This window comes from Pseudomonas sp. HD57-3 (assembly GCF_056113135.1).
Map to the genome: position 1 here is coordinate 4,576,033 of NZ_CM148568.1, position 16,899 is coordinate 4,592,931.

Here is a 16,899-nt window from a genome sequence, read left to right on the forward strand (position 1 = left end):
GCAGCGAACCGGCCCACAGTAAGTCCCAAGGGATCAATCGTTCCCGGGGGGACGATCATGAAAGGGACTTCACCATTTCGCCTGGTTTTCGCTGTCTGTCTGGCCTTCGCCACAACGACAGCGACGATCGCCGCCGTTCGCAACGGCAGCGGTGAAGAGATCCTGTTGCAAGGCTTTCACTGGAACTCAAGCCGCCATCCAACACCTTGGTATTCGGTACTTGCGCAACAGGCGACGACCATTGGTAACGACGGCTTCACGCTGATCTGGATGCCGCCGACGTGGACCGATTCCTCGCAATGGAATACACCCACGGCTGCCGGCGGCGGTGAAGGTTACTTCTGGAACAGCTTCGACAAAAACAGCCGTTACGGCAGCGATCAGCAACTCAAACAAGCAGTGCTGGCGCTCAACAACGCGGGCGTGAAAGTCGTCTACGACGTCGTGCCCAATCACATGGACGATAAAACGGTCTATCCGATGTTCCCGCGAGGGACCAACGAATGGCGGCAGGACTGCATGCAATGTGATGAAGGTGACCGGTTCATGGATGGCGCAGCCGACCTGAACACTGCCAATCCGACAGTCTTCGACGCCTTCAAAAAAGAATTCATCAATCTGCGCGACAACTACGGTGCTCAAGGCCTGCGCTTTGACTTCGTCCGTGGTTATGCGCCGGAAACCGTGGATCGCTGGATGAACGCCTTCGGCAACCAGCAATTCTGCGTCGGCGAAAACTGGAAAGGCCCCAACGAATACCCGCAGGGTGACTGGCGACGCAACGCGAGCTGGCAGGATGTGCTCAAGGACTGGTCGGATCGCTCACATTGCACGGTGTTCGATTTTGCCCTCAAGGAGCGCATGCAGAACGGCTCGCTCGCCGAGTGGCGCCACGGCTTGAATGGCAATCCGGATCCTGCGTGGCGCGCAATCGCCGTGACCTTTGTCGACAATCACGACACCGGCCCTTCACCCGGCGCCTACAGCGGTCAACGCCATTGGGCGCTGCCCGATCCACTGGTCAATATGGCTTACGCCTACATTCTCAGCAGCCCCGGTACACCGACCGTGTACACGTCACACATATACGACTGGCAGCGCGATCAACTGATCCGGGAATTGATCAAACTGCGCAAGACCGCCGGCATCCGCGCGGATTCTCCGGTACGTTTCAACACCGCGTATTCGGGATTGGTCGCCACCACGTCGGGGGTGCGCGGGACGCTGGTCATAGCGTTGAAATCCGATCTGCAACAATTGCCACAGGGTCTGGGCACACCGACCTTGAGCTGGGATAACGGCGATATCCGGATCTGGAGCGGCCCTGTCGAACCTGCGACAGTGGCAGTCAACGTGCATTGCGAAAATGCCAATCCGCAACCAGGCGAAAGCGTCTATGCGGTGGGTTCATCGCTTGAGTTCGGGGCGTGGGACCCGCAACACGCGATAGCGTTGAAGTTGAACAACACCCGCTGGAGTACAACCGTTGAGGTGCCGGGTCAGCAAAAGCTCGAGTGGAAGTGCATCGTGCGCGGCCAGGCGCCGACAGCGGTGTATTGGCAGGCCGGCGCGAATAACGCATTCACCAGCGGTGCGGTGAACGACACTGTCGGGCGCTTCTGATCTCGAGGTTTCAGCTATTTTTGTCGCGCACTGCGGTGCCGAACAGGCGCACGCCAGTCAGTTCTCCATTGCACTCCTCCAGCAAGATCGGCGCCGTACCACCCGGCATTACCACCTGCACCTCTCCCGCCGACACCCAGCCCACCCGCCACGCCGCACTCGCCACCGCACTGGCGCTGGTACCGGATGAGGCGGTTGGCCCCTCACCCCGTTCGAACACTCGCGCGACGATGCGTTGATCGCCGGCGCGCATCGCCCATTGCAGGTTGACCCCGGCCGGACATGGCTGGCCGGCGCCGGTGGGCATGGCGTAGGCGATGGCGGTCAGACTGTCCGTCAGCGGCGATTCAAGCATCTGCGCGTTGCTCGGCAATGCGGCTTCATCCTGCACCAGCGTCACGCAGTGCGGATTACCGATACGCACGAACTGGCTGTGCGCCCAGGCAGGATCAAGTTGCGCCAACGGTCGAACACGGCTGACTTGCTCACCGTTAAACGGCACCGTTCCAACGCCGAGCGCACCGACCGCTGCCGGGCCGAAACCGGGCTGGCCGAGGTCCAGCCAGAAACCCTGCACGCCCGCCACTTGCGCCGGCTTGACCGAGGTTGGCACTGGCGATTGCGCGTCCTGTTTGTCGTGATGCACCTGCAGCGTCGCCCCCTCCTGCGGCATCAGCCCCTGTTCGAGCAGCGCCTGGGAGAAAATCGTCAGGCCGTTGCCGCTGCGTTCAGCCAGCGTGCCGTCGGTGTTGACGATCAGCAGGTCGAAGGGCGGCGCGGATTGAAACGGGCCGATCAACAGGCCATCGCTGCGATGGGACTTGCTGCCGGCGGGGCGCCGACCTTCGGGCCAATCGCAGCACAGCGCGATGGCAGCGGAGCTCCATGCCTGTCGCGACAGCGCGCACTGCGCGGCGCCCGTTGGTAATTCGATCCCGGCAGCGCGCAGCGCCTGGGGTGAAACGACCCCGTAGAGATTGCCTCGTGCATCATAGAACTGCGTCATGAACCGGCCCTTGTTTTTCCCGTCGACAGGGGCGCCACTGTAAATCGCAACGCCCTGCCGACGCGAGCGGGCTCGCTCCCGCGAAAGAGCTGTGCAAGGATGTCCGCTGCTGAAACGTTTTTTGCCAAGGATCGTTATGACCAGCCTCACCCCTCAAGACACGTTCGTTCCCGGACGCCTCGAACAGATGTCCACGCGCATCGCCTTCTTCATCGCCGGGCTCGGCATCGCCGCGTGGGCGCCGCTGGTGCCCTACGCCAAGGCGCGGGCCGGTCTCGATGAAGGGACGTTGGGGTTGTTGTTGCTGTGCCTGGGCGTCGGTTCGATTCTGGCGATGCCGCTGGCGGGGATTCTGGCCACCCGGTTTGGCTGCCGGAAAGTGGCCACCGGCGGCACGCTGCTGATCTGTGCAGCATTGCCGTTGCTGGCGACGGTGTCGTCGATTCCGGCGCTGATCGCAACGTTGTTCATGTTCGGCGCCGGACTGGGCACGGTGGATTCGACGGTGAACCTGCAAGCGGTGATCGTCGAGCGGGCCAGCGGCAAGAACATGATGTCGGGGTTTCACGGCCTGTTCAGCCTCGGCGGGATCGTCGGCGCGGCGGGCGTGAGCGCCCTGCTGGGTCTCGGGCTGTCGCCACTGGCGGCGATGCTGGTGGTGGTCGTGGTGTTGATCGCGGCGCTGTTCAAGGCGGTGCCGCACATGTTGCCTTACGGCAGTGAAAGCTCGGGCCCGGCCTTCGCAGTGCCCCACGGGATCGTGCTGTTCATCGGCGGTATGTGCTTCATCGTGTTCCTCACCGAAGGCGCAGCGCTGGACTGGAGCGCGGTGTTTCTGGCGCAGGAGCGCGGGATCGACACGGCCTATGCGGGATTGGGTTACGCAGCCTTCGCGCTGACCATGACGGCCGGCCGTCTGACCGGTGACCGGATCGTCCGGGCATTGGGTGCGACCCGGATCATTCTGTTTGGCGGTCTGCTGGCGGCGGCGGGATTGTTTCTGGCGACCTTCGCCCCGAGCTGGCAGGCCGCGCTGCTCGGTTATGCGCTGGTCGGTGCCGGCTGTTCGAACATTGTGCCGGTGCTGTACACGGCGGTGGGCAAGCAAACGGTGATGCCGGAAAGCATCGCCGTGCCGGCAATCACCACGCTGGGTTATGCAGGGATTCTGGCGGGGCCGGCGGTGATCGGGTTTGTCGCCCACGCCAGCAGCCTGAGTTTTGCTTTCGGGCTGATGGCGACGTTGCTGGTGGCGGTGGCGATTGGCGGGAAAGCGCTGAAGGTGTGAATCAAAGAACGACCAGCGGCGCAGTTGACTGTCAGATCTGACAGTAGACGCCAACAGTCTGTGGCTCCAGCATCAGAGAAATCTTCTCGGGTGCTGAAGCCATGAAGTGCTCCGTCCTGCAAAAGTCCATCGCCTTGACGCTTTTCATCAGTACGAGCGGTTGCATCACGCTCGACAGAAATGCCAAACAGGATTGGGGAGAAGGCGCAGCAAACCTCTCTCCAGCGCAACCTCTGAACAATGCAGCCGGGCGTTACGATCACTGGCAAGCCATCGCTCGCGTTCAGGTTGAAGGCGGATCCGTCTGCTCGGGCAGCCTGATCGACACCCGAGGCGCAAACGATGACCGCAGCGGCCCGGCCTATGTTCTGACGTCGGGGCATTGCGCCAAAGGTGACGCTAACCGGTACATCGAAAACGCCCCGGCTTCCGGAGTCGTTACCTTCAATTACTTCCAGGACACCCTGCCGCGACAGAAGCCCTACCCGATCATTGCCATCGAGTGGAGCACCATGCGTGGTCTCGACGTTGCGATTCTCAAACTCGACCGCTCCTTGGCCCATTTGATGAGCGACGGTATCACGCCGCTCAAACTTGCAATTGAGCCCCTTGCCGTCGACAGCGATGTGCTGGTGGTTGGCGCACCCATGGATGGCCATGTGCAACGCGCTGCCTGCCTCCAGGAACACCGCGCAGATGTTTTCGAAGCGGGTTGGGCATGGCCCGGGCAACTCAGCAATCGCTGCCGGGATGTGCGGCCCGGCATTTCGGGTTCACCGGTCTTGAATCGGTACAGCAATGAAATCGTCGCGATCGTTGGCACCACGACGCAAGGCAGCGGGCTTTCACGTTGCACTCGCAACGCCCCCTGCGAAGTCAGTAACGGTGACTCGATAAAAATACCGGAGACCAATTACGCGACAAGCGCAGTGCAATTGGAGCAGTGCTTTGCAGCTACCCGTTTCAACCCGAAAAATTCTGCGTGCCCGCTGGGTCGCGCGACAAATTTCGAGCATGTATTTGGTGACGTCTACATACGGTTGATCCGTGACGCAAATGGCGAGCTCATTCCGGTGCGATGGACGCAGTCGTTTACCAGCGATCAACCGTTCTATCGCGTGAAACACGCACGAACACTGGCTGACTGTGCGCTCGACGTCGGTTATGGTCCGGTTCAGCCAAGTCATGGAGACGGTTCAGACAGCTCGAGTCAGGAGTTACGTGAGGGACCGGGTCTGTATTTCATGTGCGTGGTGGGGCAGCCACACAATGCAGGCCCTGCGCAGAGATGGGACAGCCGCAATGCAAAAATCTATTACCGCTGGGCTCTGGCAGAACCCGTCAAGACGCCTCCTGCCTACCGTGTACTTGAAAATACAAAGGATGAGTTCACCGTAAAACCGATCGGGATAACGCCAGATCTGGACGTCAGTCGCTACCAATACAAAAGTGGTGAACCAGAAATGGTCGACTGCCAAAGCAGTGAGGGCTACAAGTCGGTCAGGCCGCCGCTGCTGGACTTTAAGGTTTCGGTGGGGGACGGCCCGAAAAAAGTCTGCCTCAAGACCACAGACATGGCAGGCAATCCCTCTCCAATCAGTGATTTTGCGTTGCCCAGTCAATGATGAGCGGCAACTGGCTCGTTCAAACCGAATGAAAAACAGGCGGCTGTCACCAGCCGCCTGCCCTGCCAATCAGAAACCGACGCTGGCCTGCACGAAGAACGTCCGTGGCGTGCCCACGTAGATCCCCGAGTTGTTGTCGCTGGAGCGGGTGAAGTACTGCTTGTCGAAGATGTTTTTCACCCCGGCGCCGAGCTTCAGGTTTGACAGCTGCGCACCGAAGTCATAGCCGCCGCGCACGTTCCAAGTCACGTAGCCCGGAATGTCGCCGTACTGCCCGTCCGCCGTGCCTTCGGTGATGTAGTTGCCGTTGAAGCTGCCGTCGGCGTTCACACCTGTGCCGGGTGCGCGCTGCTTGGACTGGGCGAAACCGTCGATGTTGTAGGTCCAGCGGTTGATGTCGTAACGCAGGCCGACGGTCGCCACCTGACGCGAGTAGAACGGCAAGTCGCGGCCCTTGAAGCCGGGGATCTCGCCTTCATAGGTCGCGCGGGTATAAGTGAAACCGGCGTTGGCGGTCAGGCCATCGAGACGCGGATCGAGCGCCGCCATGTCGTAATGCACCGACGCTTCGATCCCTTGGTGCTTGGTCGCGCCGAGGTTGGTCCAGCCCACGTCGTTGCTGACGTATTGCAGCTCATCGTCGAAGTCGATGTAGAACAGCGTCACTTCCCCGCCCCACACGTCATCGTTGTAACGCGTGCCGATTTCGTAGGTCTTGGCTTTCTCCGGTTCCAGGCCATTGGCGGTCTGGTCACCCGAGCCGCCCTGGCCGAGCTGGAAGTATTGCAGGCTGCCAAACGACGTCTCGTAGTTGGCGAACAGCTTCCACGCATCGGACAGGTGATACATCACGCTCAGGGCCGGCAGCGGCTCGTTGCTTTCGATGCTGCGGTTTTTCTCCGGGACGCGTTTGCCGGCGGTGTCGAGTACGGCGCGGTCATGCCAGTCAGTGCTGATGTGTTCGAAGCGAATACCCGGGGTCACGGTCCAGTTGCCGACGTCGATCTTGTTGTCGATGTAGACCGAGTTGGCCTCGGTGCCACCGGTGCGATCCTGGAACACGTGACCGTCGGAGGTCTTGGTGACCACCGGCACATTGTTGACCAGCGCCAGACGGCTCGACTGCTCGTGCATCGCCTCTTTCAAATAACGGTAACCGACGCTGACTTCCTGAGTGGTCGGGCCTACGTCAAACACACGCGAAACGCGCGGCTCGATCCCCAGCGTGTAGTAGGAGCGCGGAAACGAGCTGAGGGTTTTCTGATCGCGGGCGGCGATGGTGCTGCCGCGAAAGCTGTCGGAATAGTAGGTCAGCACTTCCGCCTGGGTGCGCTCGTCGATCTGCCGGATCCACTTGAACGACACGTCCTTGCGGCGGCCGCTGAAGCCGTCGTAGTCGCGGTCGGACTGGAACGGTTTGTCGTCGTACTGCTTCTGCGTCAGGCCGCCGGGCATGTCGGCGCTGGCGTCGTAGTAATGGAAGTTGAGGCTGAAATCGTCCTGATCGGTCGGCGCCCAGTGGGTCTTGAGGATCACGTCGTCGATGTCGTTGCCGTTGTTGCGCTCGCGGTAACCGTTGCCGTTGACGCCCGAGTACAACAGCGCCATGCCGATGCCGTTGTCGGCGGTGCCGCCGAGGAACGCGGTGTCGATGTGTTTCCAGCCACCGTGCTGCGAGGTTTCCAGGGTCGTGCCGATTTCACCGGTGGTTTTTTCCGGAATTGCGCGGGTCACGAAGTTGATCACGCCGCCGACGTTCTGCGGCCCGTAACGCACGGAGCCGGCACCACGGACCACGTCGATGCTGTCGAGGTTGCCGGAAGAAATCGGCGCCATCGACAGTTGAGGCTGGCCATACGGGGCAAACGCGGCCGGCACGCCGTCGATCAATACGGTGGAGCGTGGCGACAGGCGCGACGTCAAACCCCGCACGCCGACGTTCAGCGAAATATCGCTGCCGCCGGTGCCGTTGGCTTCCTGCACCTGCACGCCCGGCACGCGGCGCAGCACGTCGCCGACGTTCATCGCACCCTGCTCGACCATCGCTTCGCGGCGGATCACGGTGCGCGCGCCGGGGTGGTTCTGCACCACGGCGGCGTTGGCGTCGCCGAGCCAGTCGCCGACAACTTTGATGTCGGTCACGCCCAGTTCCAGCGGGCCGTTGGCGGCGGAAGTCGGGGCCGGGGACAAGGTCACCGAGCCTTCATTGATCTGATAATCCAGACCGCTGCCTTGCAGCAATTGGCGCAGAGCCTGCTCGGGAGAAAGGTTGCCGTCCACCGCCGGCGCCTGTTTGCCGGCGACCAGGTCCGGGCTGAAAAACACCTGCAACGAGGTTTGCTGACCCAATTCGCTCAGGGCCTGACCCAGCGGCTGGGCGCGGATGTGAATGGCTTCGGCGGCGAAGGCCATCGGCACGGCAGCGTTGACCGCCAGCGCGAGCGCCAGCGGCAACCAAGGGGATTTTTTGTTTTTGGCGGTGGAGTTTTTCACGTCGAACGGAGTCCTGTGGATCGCAAGAGTGTGCGGCTGTTAATGCAAACCAGTTGCAGTTGAACAGGAAGACGACGAACTCGAAAAAAACCTGAATTTTATTTTGAAATTATTTCCTGGCTGCCGTCGGCAAGGGTGCGCACGGCCACCGGAAGGATGCTTGGCAAGGCCTTGAGCAAGGCATCGGTGTTGTCGGATTTGAACACGCTGGTCAGACGCAAATTGGCCACGGCCGGGTTAGAGACCTTCAGCGGCTTGTCGCGATAACGCGACACTTCCTCGGCGACTTCGTTGAGGCTGGCGTTGTTGAACACCAGTTTGCCGCTGCGCCAGGCCGTCAGCTCCGCCGGGTTGACCGCATACGCCGGCGCCACTTTGCCTTGAGCATCGATCCGCGTGCCGAGGCCGGCAGTGAGGCTGATGAAATCGGCCTCGGCCGCATCACGCCCCTGCACCTTGACCGTGCCCTGCTCCACCGCGACCCGGGTCTGGGTCACGTCATGCCGGACATCGAAACGAGTGCCGGTGACCGTGACCTTGCCGCTGCCGGCCTGGACCACGAACGGGCGGGACGTGTCGTGCTCGACACTGAACATCGCTTCGCCTTCGGTCAATTCGATGACCCGCCGATCCTTCTCGAAACGCACCTGCAAACGGCTGCGGCTGTTGAGGTCGATCACCGAACCATCCGGCAGCGCAACATGCTTGCGCTCGCCCAGCGCGGTGGCGAATTCGGCGCTGTAACCTTGCGGATGATTCAAACCACTGAACAGCCCGAGCCCGAGCGCCACCGCGACTACGCTCGCCGCCACGGCATAACGCAACAACGGACGGCGTTCGCGCCGCGTCGGCGGGGTTTCGCACAAAGCTTTAAGCCGTGGCGCCGGCAGCAGATCCGCCGCCGTCCACAAGCCTTGCAGCAACTGGAATTCGTCACGGTGCTGGGGATGTTCGTTCAGCCACGCGTCGAAGCGCTGCTGATCGTCGACACTGACGGCCGGCTCCTGCAAACGCACAAACCAGCGTGCCGCGTCATCGCGCACCGTTGTTTGCCCGCACGCGCAATCACGAGTATCCATCATGGAATGTCCTGTTTGGCTGGGGATGAAAAGACGCCACGGCTCATGATTGCGCCCCGTCCAGGCGATCACGCAGATGCCGCAGGGTGCGGATCATATACTTTTCCACCATGTTCTTGGACAGGCCCAGGCGTTCGGCGATTTCCGCCTGGGTCAGGCCCTCGATCTTCTGCCAGACGAAGATCCGTCGACAGTTGACCGGAAGCTCCGTGAGCGCCCGTTCGATGGAATCGGCCAGCTGGATCGCATGCATGTAATGCTCCGGATCGCCGGTCGGCGACTCACTGAGATCGATCGCCTCCGACTCCATGGCGCCCCGCCGGTCCTCACGCCGATAGCCGTCCACCGCGATGTTGCGCGCTGTCTGATGCAAATACGCCCGAGGTTGCTGCACCGCCGACGAATCGGATTCGAGCACCCGCACAAAGGTGTCGTGCGCCAGATCCTCGGCCTGCGAGCGATTGCGCAGGCGACGGGTCCAGGTGCCGATCAACTCTTCGTAATGCTCGAGAAAGCCGGGTCTGCGGGGCAGCATGGGGATCATTGCGGCGTGCTGAGGAAAGGGGCGTGAATAGTAATGCTTCCTATTAAGCCGAAGCAATGGATTCCTCGGGAATGCCGACGAAGCTGTTTTCTCCAGTGCCTCCAGCGCTCTAACTCGCGGCAATCTCTGCCTTGCGCGAGCAAAACCACCCATGCATCAAACCCGCCTGAAAGAACTGGACCGGCGCCTCGAACCCCGCCGACTCGATCAGACCGGCGACTTGCGGCGCCGGCAGAATCGCCACATCCCGGGCATAGGCCAAACGCGCTCGTTCGAGCATCTCAACTGGCACCTGGGCCGACGCCATCAGCGTCATCCAGTGACGCAGCAATGCTTCATAGGCCGGTGATTCGGTATCCGAGGCGAGATCAGCGTTAGCCAGAATCCCACCCGGTATCAGACGACGAGCAATCTCACGGAAAAAGTCGATACGCACCTGAGGGTCGAGCAAAAACTGCGACACCAGAAAACAGGTCGCGCCGTCGTAACCGGATTCATCCGTCAGCGTATCGAGGTAGCCTTCGTGAAAACGACAACGGGAGAGAAAACCGCACTCTGTCGCTCGCTGACGGCATACGTCGAGCATGGCGCCCGAAGGGTCGACTGCGGTGAATTGCCAGCCGGGAAACTGCTGCGCCAGATGGGCCACTTCCACACCGGTGCCCACGCCGACGCAGAGTATCCGGGCATTCTCCGGCAGGCCCGCGAATACTGAATCCAGCAGCAAATACAGCGCATCACGAAGGGGCGCCATGCCGCTCCACTGTTTGTCATAGACGGCGGATTGCTGGTCGAACAGGGCCTTGAGTGCTTGATTGTCCATGGAACACATTCCCCTGCGTTTTGATGAAATGCACCGCGCAAGCCGCGGTGCACGTTCCATTATCGCAGGGCTGTCAAGCCACCTTGGTTGAGCAGCCCTGAACACATGGTGGCTCAGCCTTTTTCGTCAATACCTGCTTGAAGTGACTGACTGTCGAAATGACCGCTCAGGGTCACCGGGCCGACTTTCAGGTTGCCGTTTTCAAGGGACACCTTCGGTGCGTTTTCTTCGGTTTTGTGTGGCAGCTCCAGGCCAGCTTTTACGCCGTAGTCGAGGTTGCTCAGATCGCTGCTGCTGACCTTCGAACCACCCAGATCGACCTTGCCTTCGGTGGCGGAAATCCGCGCACCGGTCAGTTGCGTAGCGCCGCCGACGGTGAGATCCACACCCTGACCAGCACTGATACCGGAGGCCTGTTTCACGCCGTCCTTGTGCGCGTATTCGCCTTCGACTTTCAGCGTCGGCTTGTAGTCGGTGCCCGCCAGTTTTCCCTTGTCGTCGGCCGGGGTCTTCTTGGCGGTCAGGCCCAGATCCACATCCACCTTGGCGTGAGTGCTGGAGTCCTGACGGCTTTCGACCGACAGATCACCGGCCACGTTGCCGCTGACGTTACGCGCATCGATCCGCGCGCCGTTGAGGCTTGCATCACCGGCGCTGTTCAACACCACAGTGTCAGCCTTGATCTGGCTGTTCTGCTGGGTAGTGCCTTGCAGGTAGTCCACGCCGACTTTGGCCCCGGCATTGAAGCCGTGATCGCTGCTGACTTTTTCATCGGCGGCGGTCGGTGTGCTTTTGCTCAGATTGCCGCCGGCATTCAACGCGACGTTCCAGTTGTTGCGGCTGTCGGTGGACTGCGCGGACTCCTGAACGAAACCGCCCTTCTGCGCGTCGATGCTGACGTTTGGCGCGCTGACCTGAGTGCCTTGCAGGTGCACCGAATCGCCGCTCGACGCGATGCCGTTCTGGCTGCTGAGCTGGCCACCGCTGAGGGTCTGGGTGTTCTCGTTGACCCGGCCGATGTTGAAGTTGCCGCTGAGGTTGCCGCCCTGATCGCGGCTCTTCTCGCTGCTGGTCTTGCTGCCGCCCGCCTTCAGGCCGCCGCCGAGATTGCTGCCGGTGGCGACGTGCGAATCAGTGGCCGCTTGCAGATCAAGTTTGCCGTCAGCCTTCAGGTCGATAGCGCCAGCGCTGTCGATCTTCGTGCCTTGCTGTACCTGATTACCGCCGCTGCTCAGATGCACCGGGCCGTTGCCGCTGAGGCTGGCGACGTGCGCCTGACTGTCGGTGGTCTTATTGCCTTTGTGATCGAGCTGGAATCCAGCGCCGAGATCGACGTTGGTGCCGTCGGTGCCCGGCAAGGTGCCGACCGTCAGCGAGCCGTTGCCACGCAGGCTGGAGCTGTCGCTGTTCTGACGGTCGTTGGCCTGATTCAGTGCCAGATCGCCGCCGGTCTTGACGCTGACACCGCCCTGGCCGCCATCGAAACGGCTGCCTTCGAACTGGGCATCGCCGCCGACATTGATGTTCACACCCTGATTGCCAGCGTAACCGCCGACCACCGCGGTGGAGCTGTCCTTGCTCGACTGGCTGCTGCCACCCGCGCCGCTGCCGGCCACGTTCACGTCTTCACCGGTCTTGGTATAGACGCGCACATCGACCTTGGCATCCACCGAATTGTCGGTGCTGCTGCGGGTGTTGTTCGCCGCATCGGCCACCAGTTTGTCGGCGCTGATGTTCACTTTGCCGGCGCTGGCGTTGTACTGGGTGCCTTGGTCGTGCAGTGTGCCGCCGACTTTCACGTCCACGGTCTGGCTGTCGAACCGGCTGACCACGGCGTTGCTGCTCTGCTCGGTTTTATCGGCGCTGGCATGACCGATTGCCACGTCGATACCGACGTTCGGCTGGCCGAGATTGGCCAGTGCGTCCTTGTCCGGCACCTTGCCGTCGAGGACTTCTTTCACCGCGCCGGCAATCGGCCGGGCGATATCCTTGTACTCGACGTTGGCGCCGATGTCCGCCGACCAGTTGCTCTCGCTGTGAGTGCTGCTTTCGGTGTTGCTGGCGGCACGGTTGTCGACTTCGTTGGCGGCGACGTTCAGGCCGTTGCCGGCCTTGAGTTGCGCGCCTTCGGTGGCGAGCTTTTCAGCGTTGATGTTCAGGCTGCCGCTGCTCTGCACGCCGGTGGTTTGGGCGGTGGTTTTAGTGGTGGCGTCCTGCGAAGTGCTATGCGAGAAGTCCACGCCGCTGCCGGCGCGGTCGAGGCCGCCGGTGTAGTAGAAACCGCCGCCAGTGCTGCGGGTTTCGGTCGAGGTGCTGTGGCTGTCCTGCTCGGCCAGCAACGAGACGTTCTTGCCGCTCAGGCTGGTGTCGCCGGCGGTGGATTTCACCTCGGCGCCCTTCAGCGTCACGTCGCCGCCCGCCCTCACCTGTACGGTGCCACCGCTGAGGCTGGAACCCTGCTGCGTGACATCGTTGGTGGTGACGGTTTGCGCCTTGTCTTCGTAATGCACGCCGGCGCGATACTGCTCCGCCGTCTGCTCCTTGGCGTAGGCATCGAAACCACGGGTCTGCGTGCTGTTGCTGCTGTCGTGGGTGTTCTGCGTCGAATGCACATTCACATCACCCGCCGCGTCCGCCGTCAGCGAACCGCCGGCCTTGACCGTGGAACCGGCGACTTCGATGTCCTTGGCGCTCTTGAGCTTGAGGTTGCTGTCGGAAGCCAGCTCGCTGCGCACCGTGGTGCTGTCTTTGCTGTTCTGGCGGGACTCGTCCTTGGTGATGCCGAAGAACTTGCTGTCCTTGTCGTGGTTGTTGCTGTGCGAGGTGTCCTGCACGCCGTCGATGGTCAGCGAACCGTTGTCGCTGATCACGCTGGCGTCCTGGCCGCCACGCACCTGGCTGCCGCTGATGCGCACGTCATCCGCCTTGACCACCAGTTTGCCGGCCGCGTTGACCTTGCTGCCCTGATGCTGGGTCTGGCCCTTGTCGGCGTCGCCGGTCTTGCCGAAGAAACCGCCACCGACCAGGTCACCGGAATAGCGGTTGTCGCTGCTGCGATTGGTGCGGGTCGCGGTGGTGATTTCCACCTGTTTGCCGGCCAGTTGCAGATCGCCGGCGCTGTTCAATTCAGCGCCTTCGGAGCGCAACAGTGCGGCGGTTTGCAGGGCAATGTTGCCGGCCTTCAGCTGGCTGGTGATGCTGCGCTGCTCTTCGCTGCTGCTGTCCCAATCGGCTTTCCACAGGTGTTTGCGGTGCTTGCCCTGATCGGTCTGGGTGTGGCTTTCAGTGGCGGCGGTCAGGCGCAGGTCGCCGCCACTTTGCACGCTGAGGTTATTCTTCGCGTCGACCTTGGCGGCTTTCAGCTCGGTGTCTTTGCCGGACGACAATTGCGCGTCGCGGCTGGCGATGATCTGGCTGCCGTGCTGGCGCGAATCGCTGTCGGTCTTGGTGCGCTCGTAAGTTTCCCAGGTGATGCCGATGGTGCTGTTGTTCCAGTTCTCGCGCTGCTCCTGGAGCTTGCGGCTTTCGACGGTGGTCAGGGTCAGATTGCGTTTGGCCTCGACCTTCACGTCACGACCGCTGACATCGGTGGCGGCCAGCATCAGGTCCTTGCCGCTGTGCAGGCCGACGTCGCCTTGGCTGCTGCGGATACCGGCGCGGGTCACGTCGAGGCTGTCCGGGATCGCTTGACCGCTGACGCTCAAGTCGCCCGCCGAACGAATCTGCACGCCGTCACGTCCTGCGACTTGCACCGCGCCGACCTTCACGCCCGCGCCTTCAGCGGTGCTAACGATGTTGATGCGCCCGGCCTGCATCGCGCCGAACAGGCTGGCGTCGATCCGCTGATCGGTGGTGTTGCCCGCCGGGTCCACGGCTTTCACCTGGCCGCTGGCGTAGTCGATCTGATTGCGCCCGACGGTGAGGTTCAGTTGATCGCGAGCGCTGATCGCGCCCTGGCTGTCGATACGCGGCGCGATCAGGTTGATCGAGCCTTCACCGTTGCGCAGCCCGCCGCTCTGGATCTGCAACTGGCCGGTGGCGTCGCGGGTGCTCAGCGCTTGCAGCTTGCCGTCGTTCAGCTCGGGCCGGCCGACCACCAGATTGGCGTTCGGCGTGTTGATGAAACTGCCGCCGTTCACCGAAATGCCGTTCGGGTTGGCGAGCACGTAGTCGGCGGCGCGACCGAAGATTTCCTGGGCGCCGTTGATGGCCGACGGGTTGCGGCTGATCACTTCGTTGAGGATCACGCTCGCGGCCTGCCCTTGCAGTTGCGGGTTGGCCGCCAGTTGCCCGGCGAGCTGCGATTGCCCGGCCTGAAGGGCGTTGTTCAGCACCAGGCCCTGACGATCGACGTTGTAGTCGAGGAACTGGTTATGCGACAGGCCCTGTCCGTTGGGCGCGACGATGTTGACGATCGGGACGCCGCCCTGGGTTTGCAATTGCGCGGTGCCGCCGGGGCCGGGCGCGACCACCACACCGCCGGCCATGGCGCCCGGCAGGTGAGCGACCAGGAACAGGCTGGCGATGGCCCAGCGCAGTTTGCCCCGTGGGGAAAGATGAAACGCAAAGGTATTCATTGGCATAAAAAACTCTCCATGTAGTGCGGCATCACGTTGCGCGTTGAGTTGAAGGCCACGGCTGTCGCGCTCAGGTCCGATGGCTGTTGTTCACTGACGTTCATATTTGTAATCCGACCCGCATCAGCCAGGTTTCAGGCTCGCGGTGCAGGCCGGTCGGGGTGTTCAGACTGCGTTGATAATCGACATCCACCTGCAGGTTTTTCCAGCCCAGATTGAGGCCGATGCTGGCGCCGCTCAGACGTTGGACCGGAGCGCCGTGATCGGCCTTGATCCAGCCGTGGTCGAGGCCAACACGCGGGGTGAGCTGCACGGGAAAATCAGTGCGCAGCGGCAGGCGCAAGGTGTTGCGCCAGATCGCGCCGCTGGCGCCGGACGCGCTGCTGACCCGATAACCGCGCACGGCGGAGTCGTCGGTGCCGAGCAATTGTTCGATGGCCGGCAGCGGGTCCGGGCTGTACTGCAAATTGAGCTGGCTCTGCCATTGCCAGGCTTGCGTACCAAGCTGGCCGTTGCGCCACTGGCTGAGGCCGGCGCGGTACTTGCGAAACTGTGCCTTGGGCAGATTTTTGACCTGGCGATCGGCATCGTCGTCGGCGCCCAGCCAGCGCAAACCCTGGGCGTAATTGACGTCGAGGTTCCACACCGCGCGGTCGAGCCAGAACAGATTGAGTCCGGCCTCGGCCACGGTCAGGGTCGGGCTCTGGATGCCGAGGCGGACATTTTCCAGATAGCTGTCGACGTCCTTGTGCGCCAGTTGCAGGTTGGCGCTGAGCTGATGGCTCTGATCGCGCCACAACACCCGGTCGGCGCGCAGGCTGAGTTGATCGGTGATGCCGGTGCTGTGAAAGGTCAGCGTGCTGAGCTTGAACGGCGCGCGGTATTCGGCGTGGCTGGCGAAGGTGCTGAACGTCCAGTAACCGTAGGGAATCGCGTAGTAGAGGCTGGCGTTGCGGCTGTAGCGGTCGCCCTGATTGAGGGTGTCGCTGGCGCTGAGACTCAGCAGGTCGTTAAGTTCGAGCGGACTGTCGAGGGTCAGGCTCAGAGTGTCGCGATCGCGGCCGGTGCTGGCGCTGCCGAGGTTGTCGAAACCGGCACCAAGGGCCCAGCGCGACTGCCCCGAGGTACGCGAACGCAGGATGATTTTTGACGCGCCGGGTTGACTGCCGGGGGCGATGTCGGCGGTCAGATCGACTGAACGCAGGCGGTTCAACTGATCCAGACCCTGCTCCAGATCCCGAAGATTCAGCGGCTTGCCGAGCATTCCGGGGAACGCGCCACCGAGGGAAACCGGCAGGCTCTGGTCCGCCAGTTCGATGGACTCGATGTAGCCTTCGTCGATCAGGATATCCAGCGATTGCCCCGCCACTGGCGCACTGCTCAAGTACGGCCGACTGGCGATGTAGCCCTTCTCCACGTACAGCGCGGTGATGGTCGCCAGCAAATGGTTGATCTGGCCGACGCCCATGCACGGCGTCAGCAGCGGCTTGATCCGGGCGTTGAGTTTGTCTTTATCGATCAGCGTGACGCCACCGATGCGCGTGCCGCTCAAGGGCCAGCAGCGTTCATCGGGTTTGATCGACTCAGGAATGGCCGGAGTGGCAGGCGTCGGGCCGAACGCGCCGCGCTCCAGTTGGCGCTTGCGCTGTTCGAGTTGCAGCTGTTGCAGATCGCGCTGTTGCAGTTGTTGCTGGCGCAGCACTTCCTGGCCAGGGGCTGGAGCTTCGGCGGCGAGAACGCTGGGCGCACACACACTCAACAACAAGGCCGAAAACAGCGGGCGAGGCAGGGAACGACTACGAGAAACAGCGCGAAGCGAATACGGCACTCAACATCCTTGC

Annotated in this window: 10 protein-coding genes; 3 read left to right on the plus strand and 7 right to left on the minus strand. The window is 62.2% G+C overall.

Annotated elements, in window-relative coordinates; genetic code table 11:
* Window positions 1-57 precede the first annotated feature (57 nt).
* Window positions 58-1,623: a glucan 1,4-alpha-maltotetraohydrolase domain-containing protein gene (locus AC0R79_RS20665; RefSeq protein ID WP_474731553.1), complete on the plus strand. Its 1,566-nt coding sequence runs from the start codon at window positions 58-60 to the stop codon at window positions 1,621-1,623.
* A 10-nt stretch (window positions 1,624-1,633) separates the two neighbouring features.
* Here the strand turns inward: AC0R79_RS20665 and AC0R79_RS20670 are convergent, their stop codons facing one another.
* Entirely contained in the window at window positions 1,634-2,629 is a 996-nt protein-coding gene (locus AC0R79_RS20670) for a diaminopimelate epimerase (protein ID WP_474731554.1), read from the minus strand.
* 136 nt (window positions 2,630-2,765) lie between these two features.
* Here AC0R79_RS20670 and AC0R79_RS20675 point away from each other — a divergent pair, with 136 nt between their 5' ends.
* The gene (locus tag AC0R79_RS20675; protein WP_007955928.1) at window positions 2,766-3,917 is read left to right on the plus strand and encodes an MFS transporter; all 1,152 of its coding nucleotides are present in this window, start codon (window positions 2,766-2,768) and stop codon (window positions 3,915-3,917) included.
* A gap of 101 nt (window positions 3,918-4,018) precedes the next feature.
* Window positions 4,019-5,542 carry a trypsin-like serine peptidase gene (locus AC0R79_RS20680; protein ID WP_474731555.1) on the plus strand — a complete coding sequence of 508 codons (1,524 nt, stop codon included), beginning with the start codon at window positions 4,019-4,021 and terminating at the stop codon, window positions 5,540-5,542.
* A 69-nt stretch (window positions 5,543-5,611) separates the two neighbouring features.
* Here AC0R79_RS20680 and AC0R79_RS20685 read toward each other — a convergent pair whose 3' ends face one another.
* The 6 genes from AC0R79_RS20685 to AC0R79_RS20710 all read right to left on the minus strand — a co-directional run bounded on the left by AC0R79_RS20685 (window position 5,612) and on the right by AC0R79_RS20710 (window position 16,886).
* Window positions 5,612-8,035, minus strand: a complete 2,424-nt coding sequence (locus AC0R79_RS20685) for a TonB-dependent siderophore receptor (RefSeq protein ID WP_474731556.1) — start codon at window positions 8,033-8,035, stop codon at window positions 5,612-5,614.
* A 98-nt stretch (window positions 8,036-8,133) separates the two neighbouring features.
* The gene (locus AC0R79_RS20690) at window positions 8,134-9,117 is read right to left on the minus strand and encodes a FecR family protein (RefSeq protein ID WP_474731557.1); all 984 of its coding nucleotides are present in this window, start codon (window positions 9,115-9,117) and stop codon (window positions 8,134-8,136) included.
* Window positions 9,118-9,157: 40 nt separating this feature from the next.
* On the minus strand, window positions 9,158-9,658 hold the full coding sequence (locus AC0R79_RS20695) for a sigma-70 family RNA polymerase sigma factor (protein ID WP_045121794.1): 501 nt from the start codon (window positions 9,656-9,658) through the stop codon (window positions 9,158-9,160).
* 109 nt (window positions 9,659-9,767) lie between these two features.
* Window positions 9,768-10,481 carry a class I SAM-dependent methyltransferase gene (locus tag AC0R79_RS20700; RefSeq protein ID WP_474731558.1) on the minus strand — a complete coding sequence of 238 codons (714 nt, stop codon included), beginning with the start codon at window positions 10,479-10,481 and terminating at the stop codon, window positions 9,768-9,770.
* 113 nt (window positions 10,482-10,594) lie between these two features.
* Complete coding sequence (locus tag AC0R79_RS20705) at window positions 10,595-15,064, minus strand: hemagglutinin repeat-containing protein (protein ID WP_474731559.1); 4,470 nt, start codon at window positions 15,062-15,064, stop codon at window positions 10,595-10,597.
* A 94-nt stretch (window positions 15,065-15,158) separates the two neighbouring features.
* A complete protein-coding gene (locus AC0R79_RS20710) occupies window positions 15,159-16,886 on the minus strand; it encodes a ShlB/FhaC/HecB family hemolysin secretion/activation protein (RefSeq protein WP_474731560.1) in 1,728 nt (575 codons plus the stop codon).
* Between the last annotated feature and the right edge of the window lie 13 nt (window positions 16,887-16,899).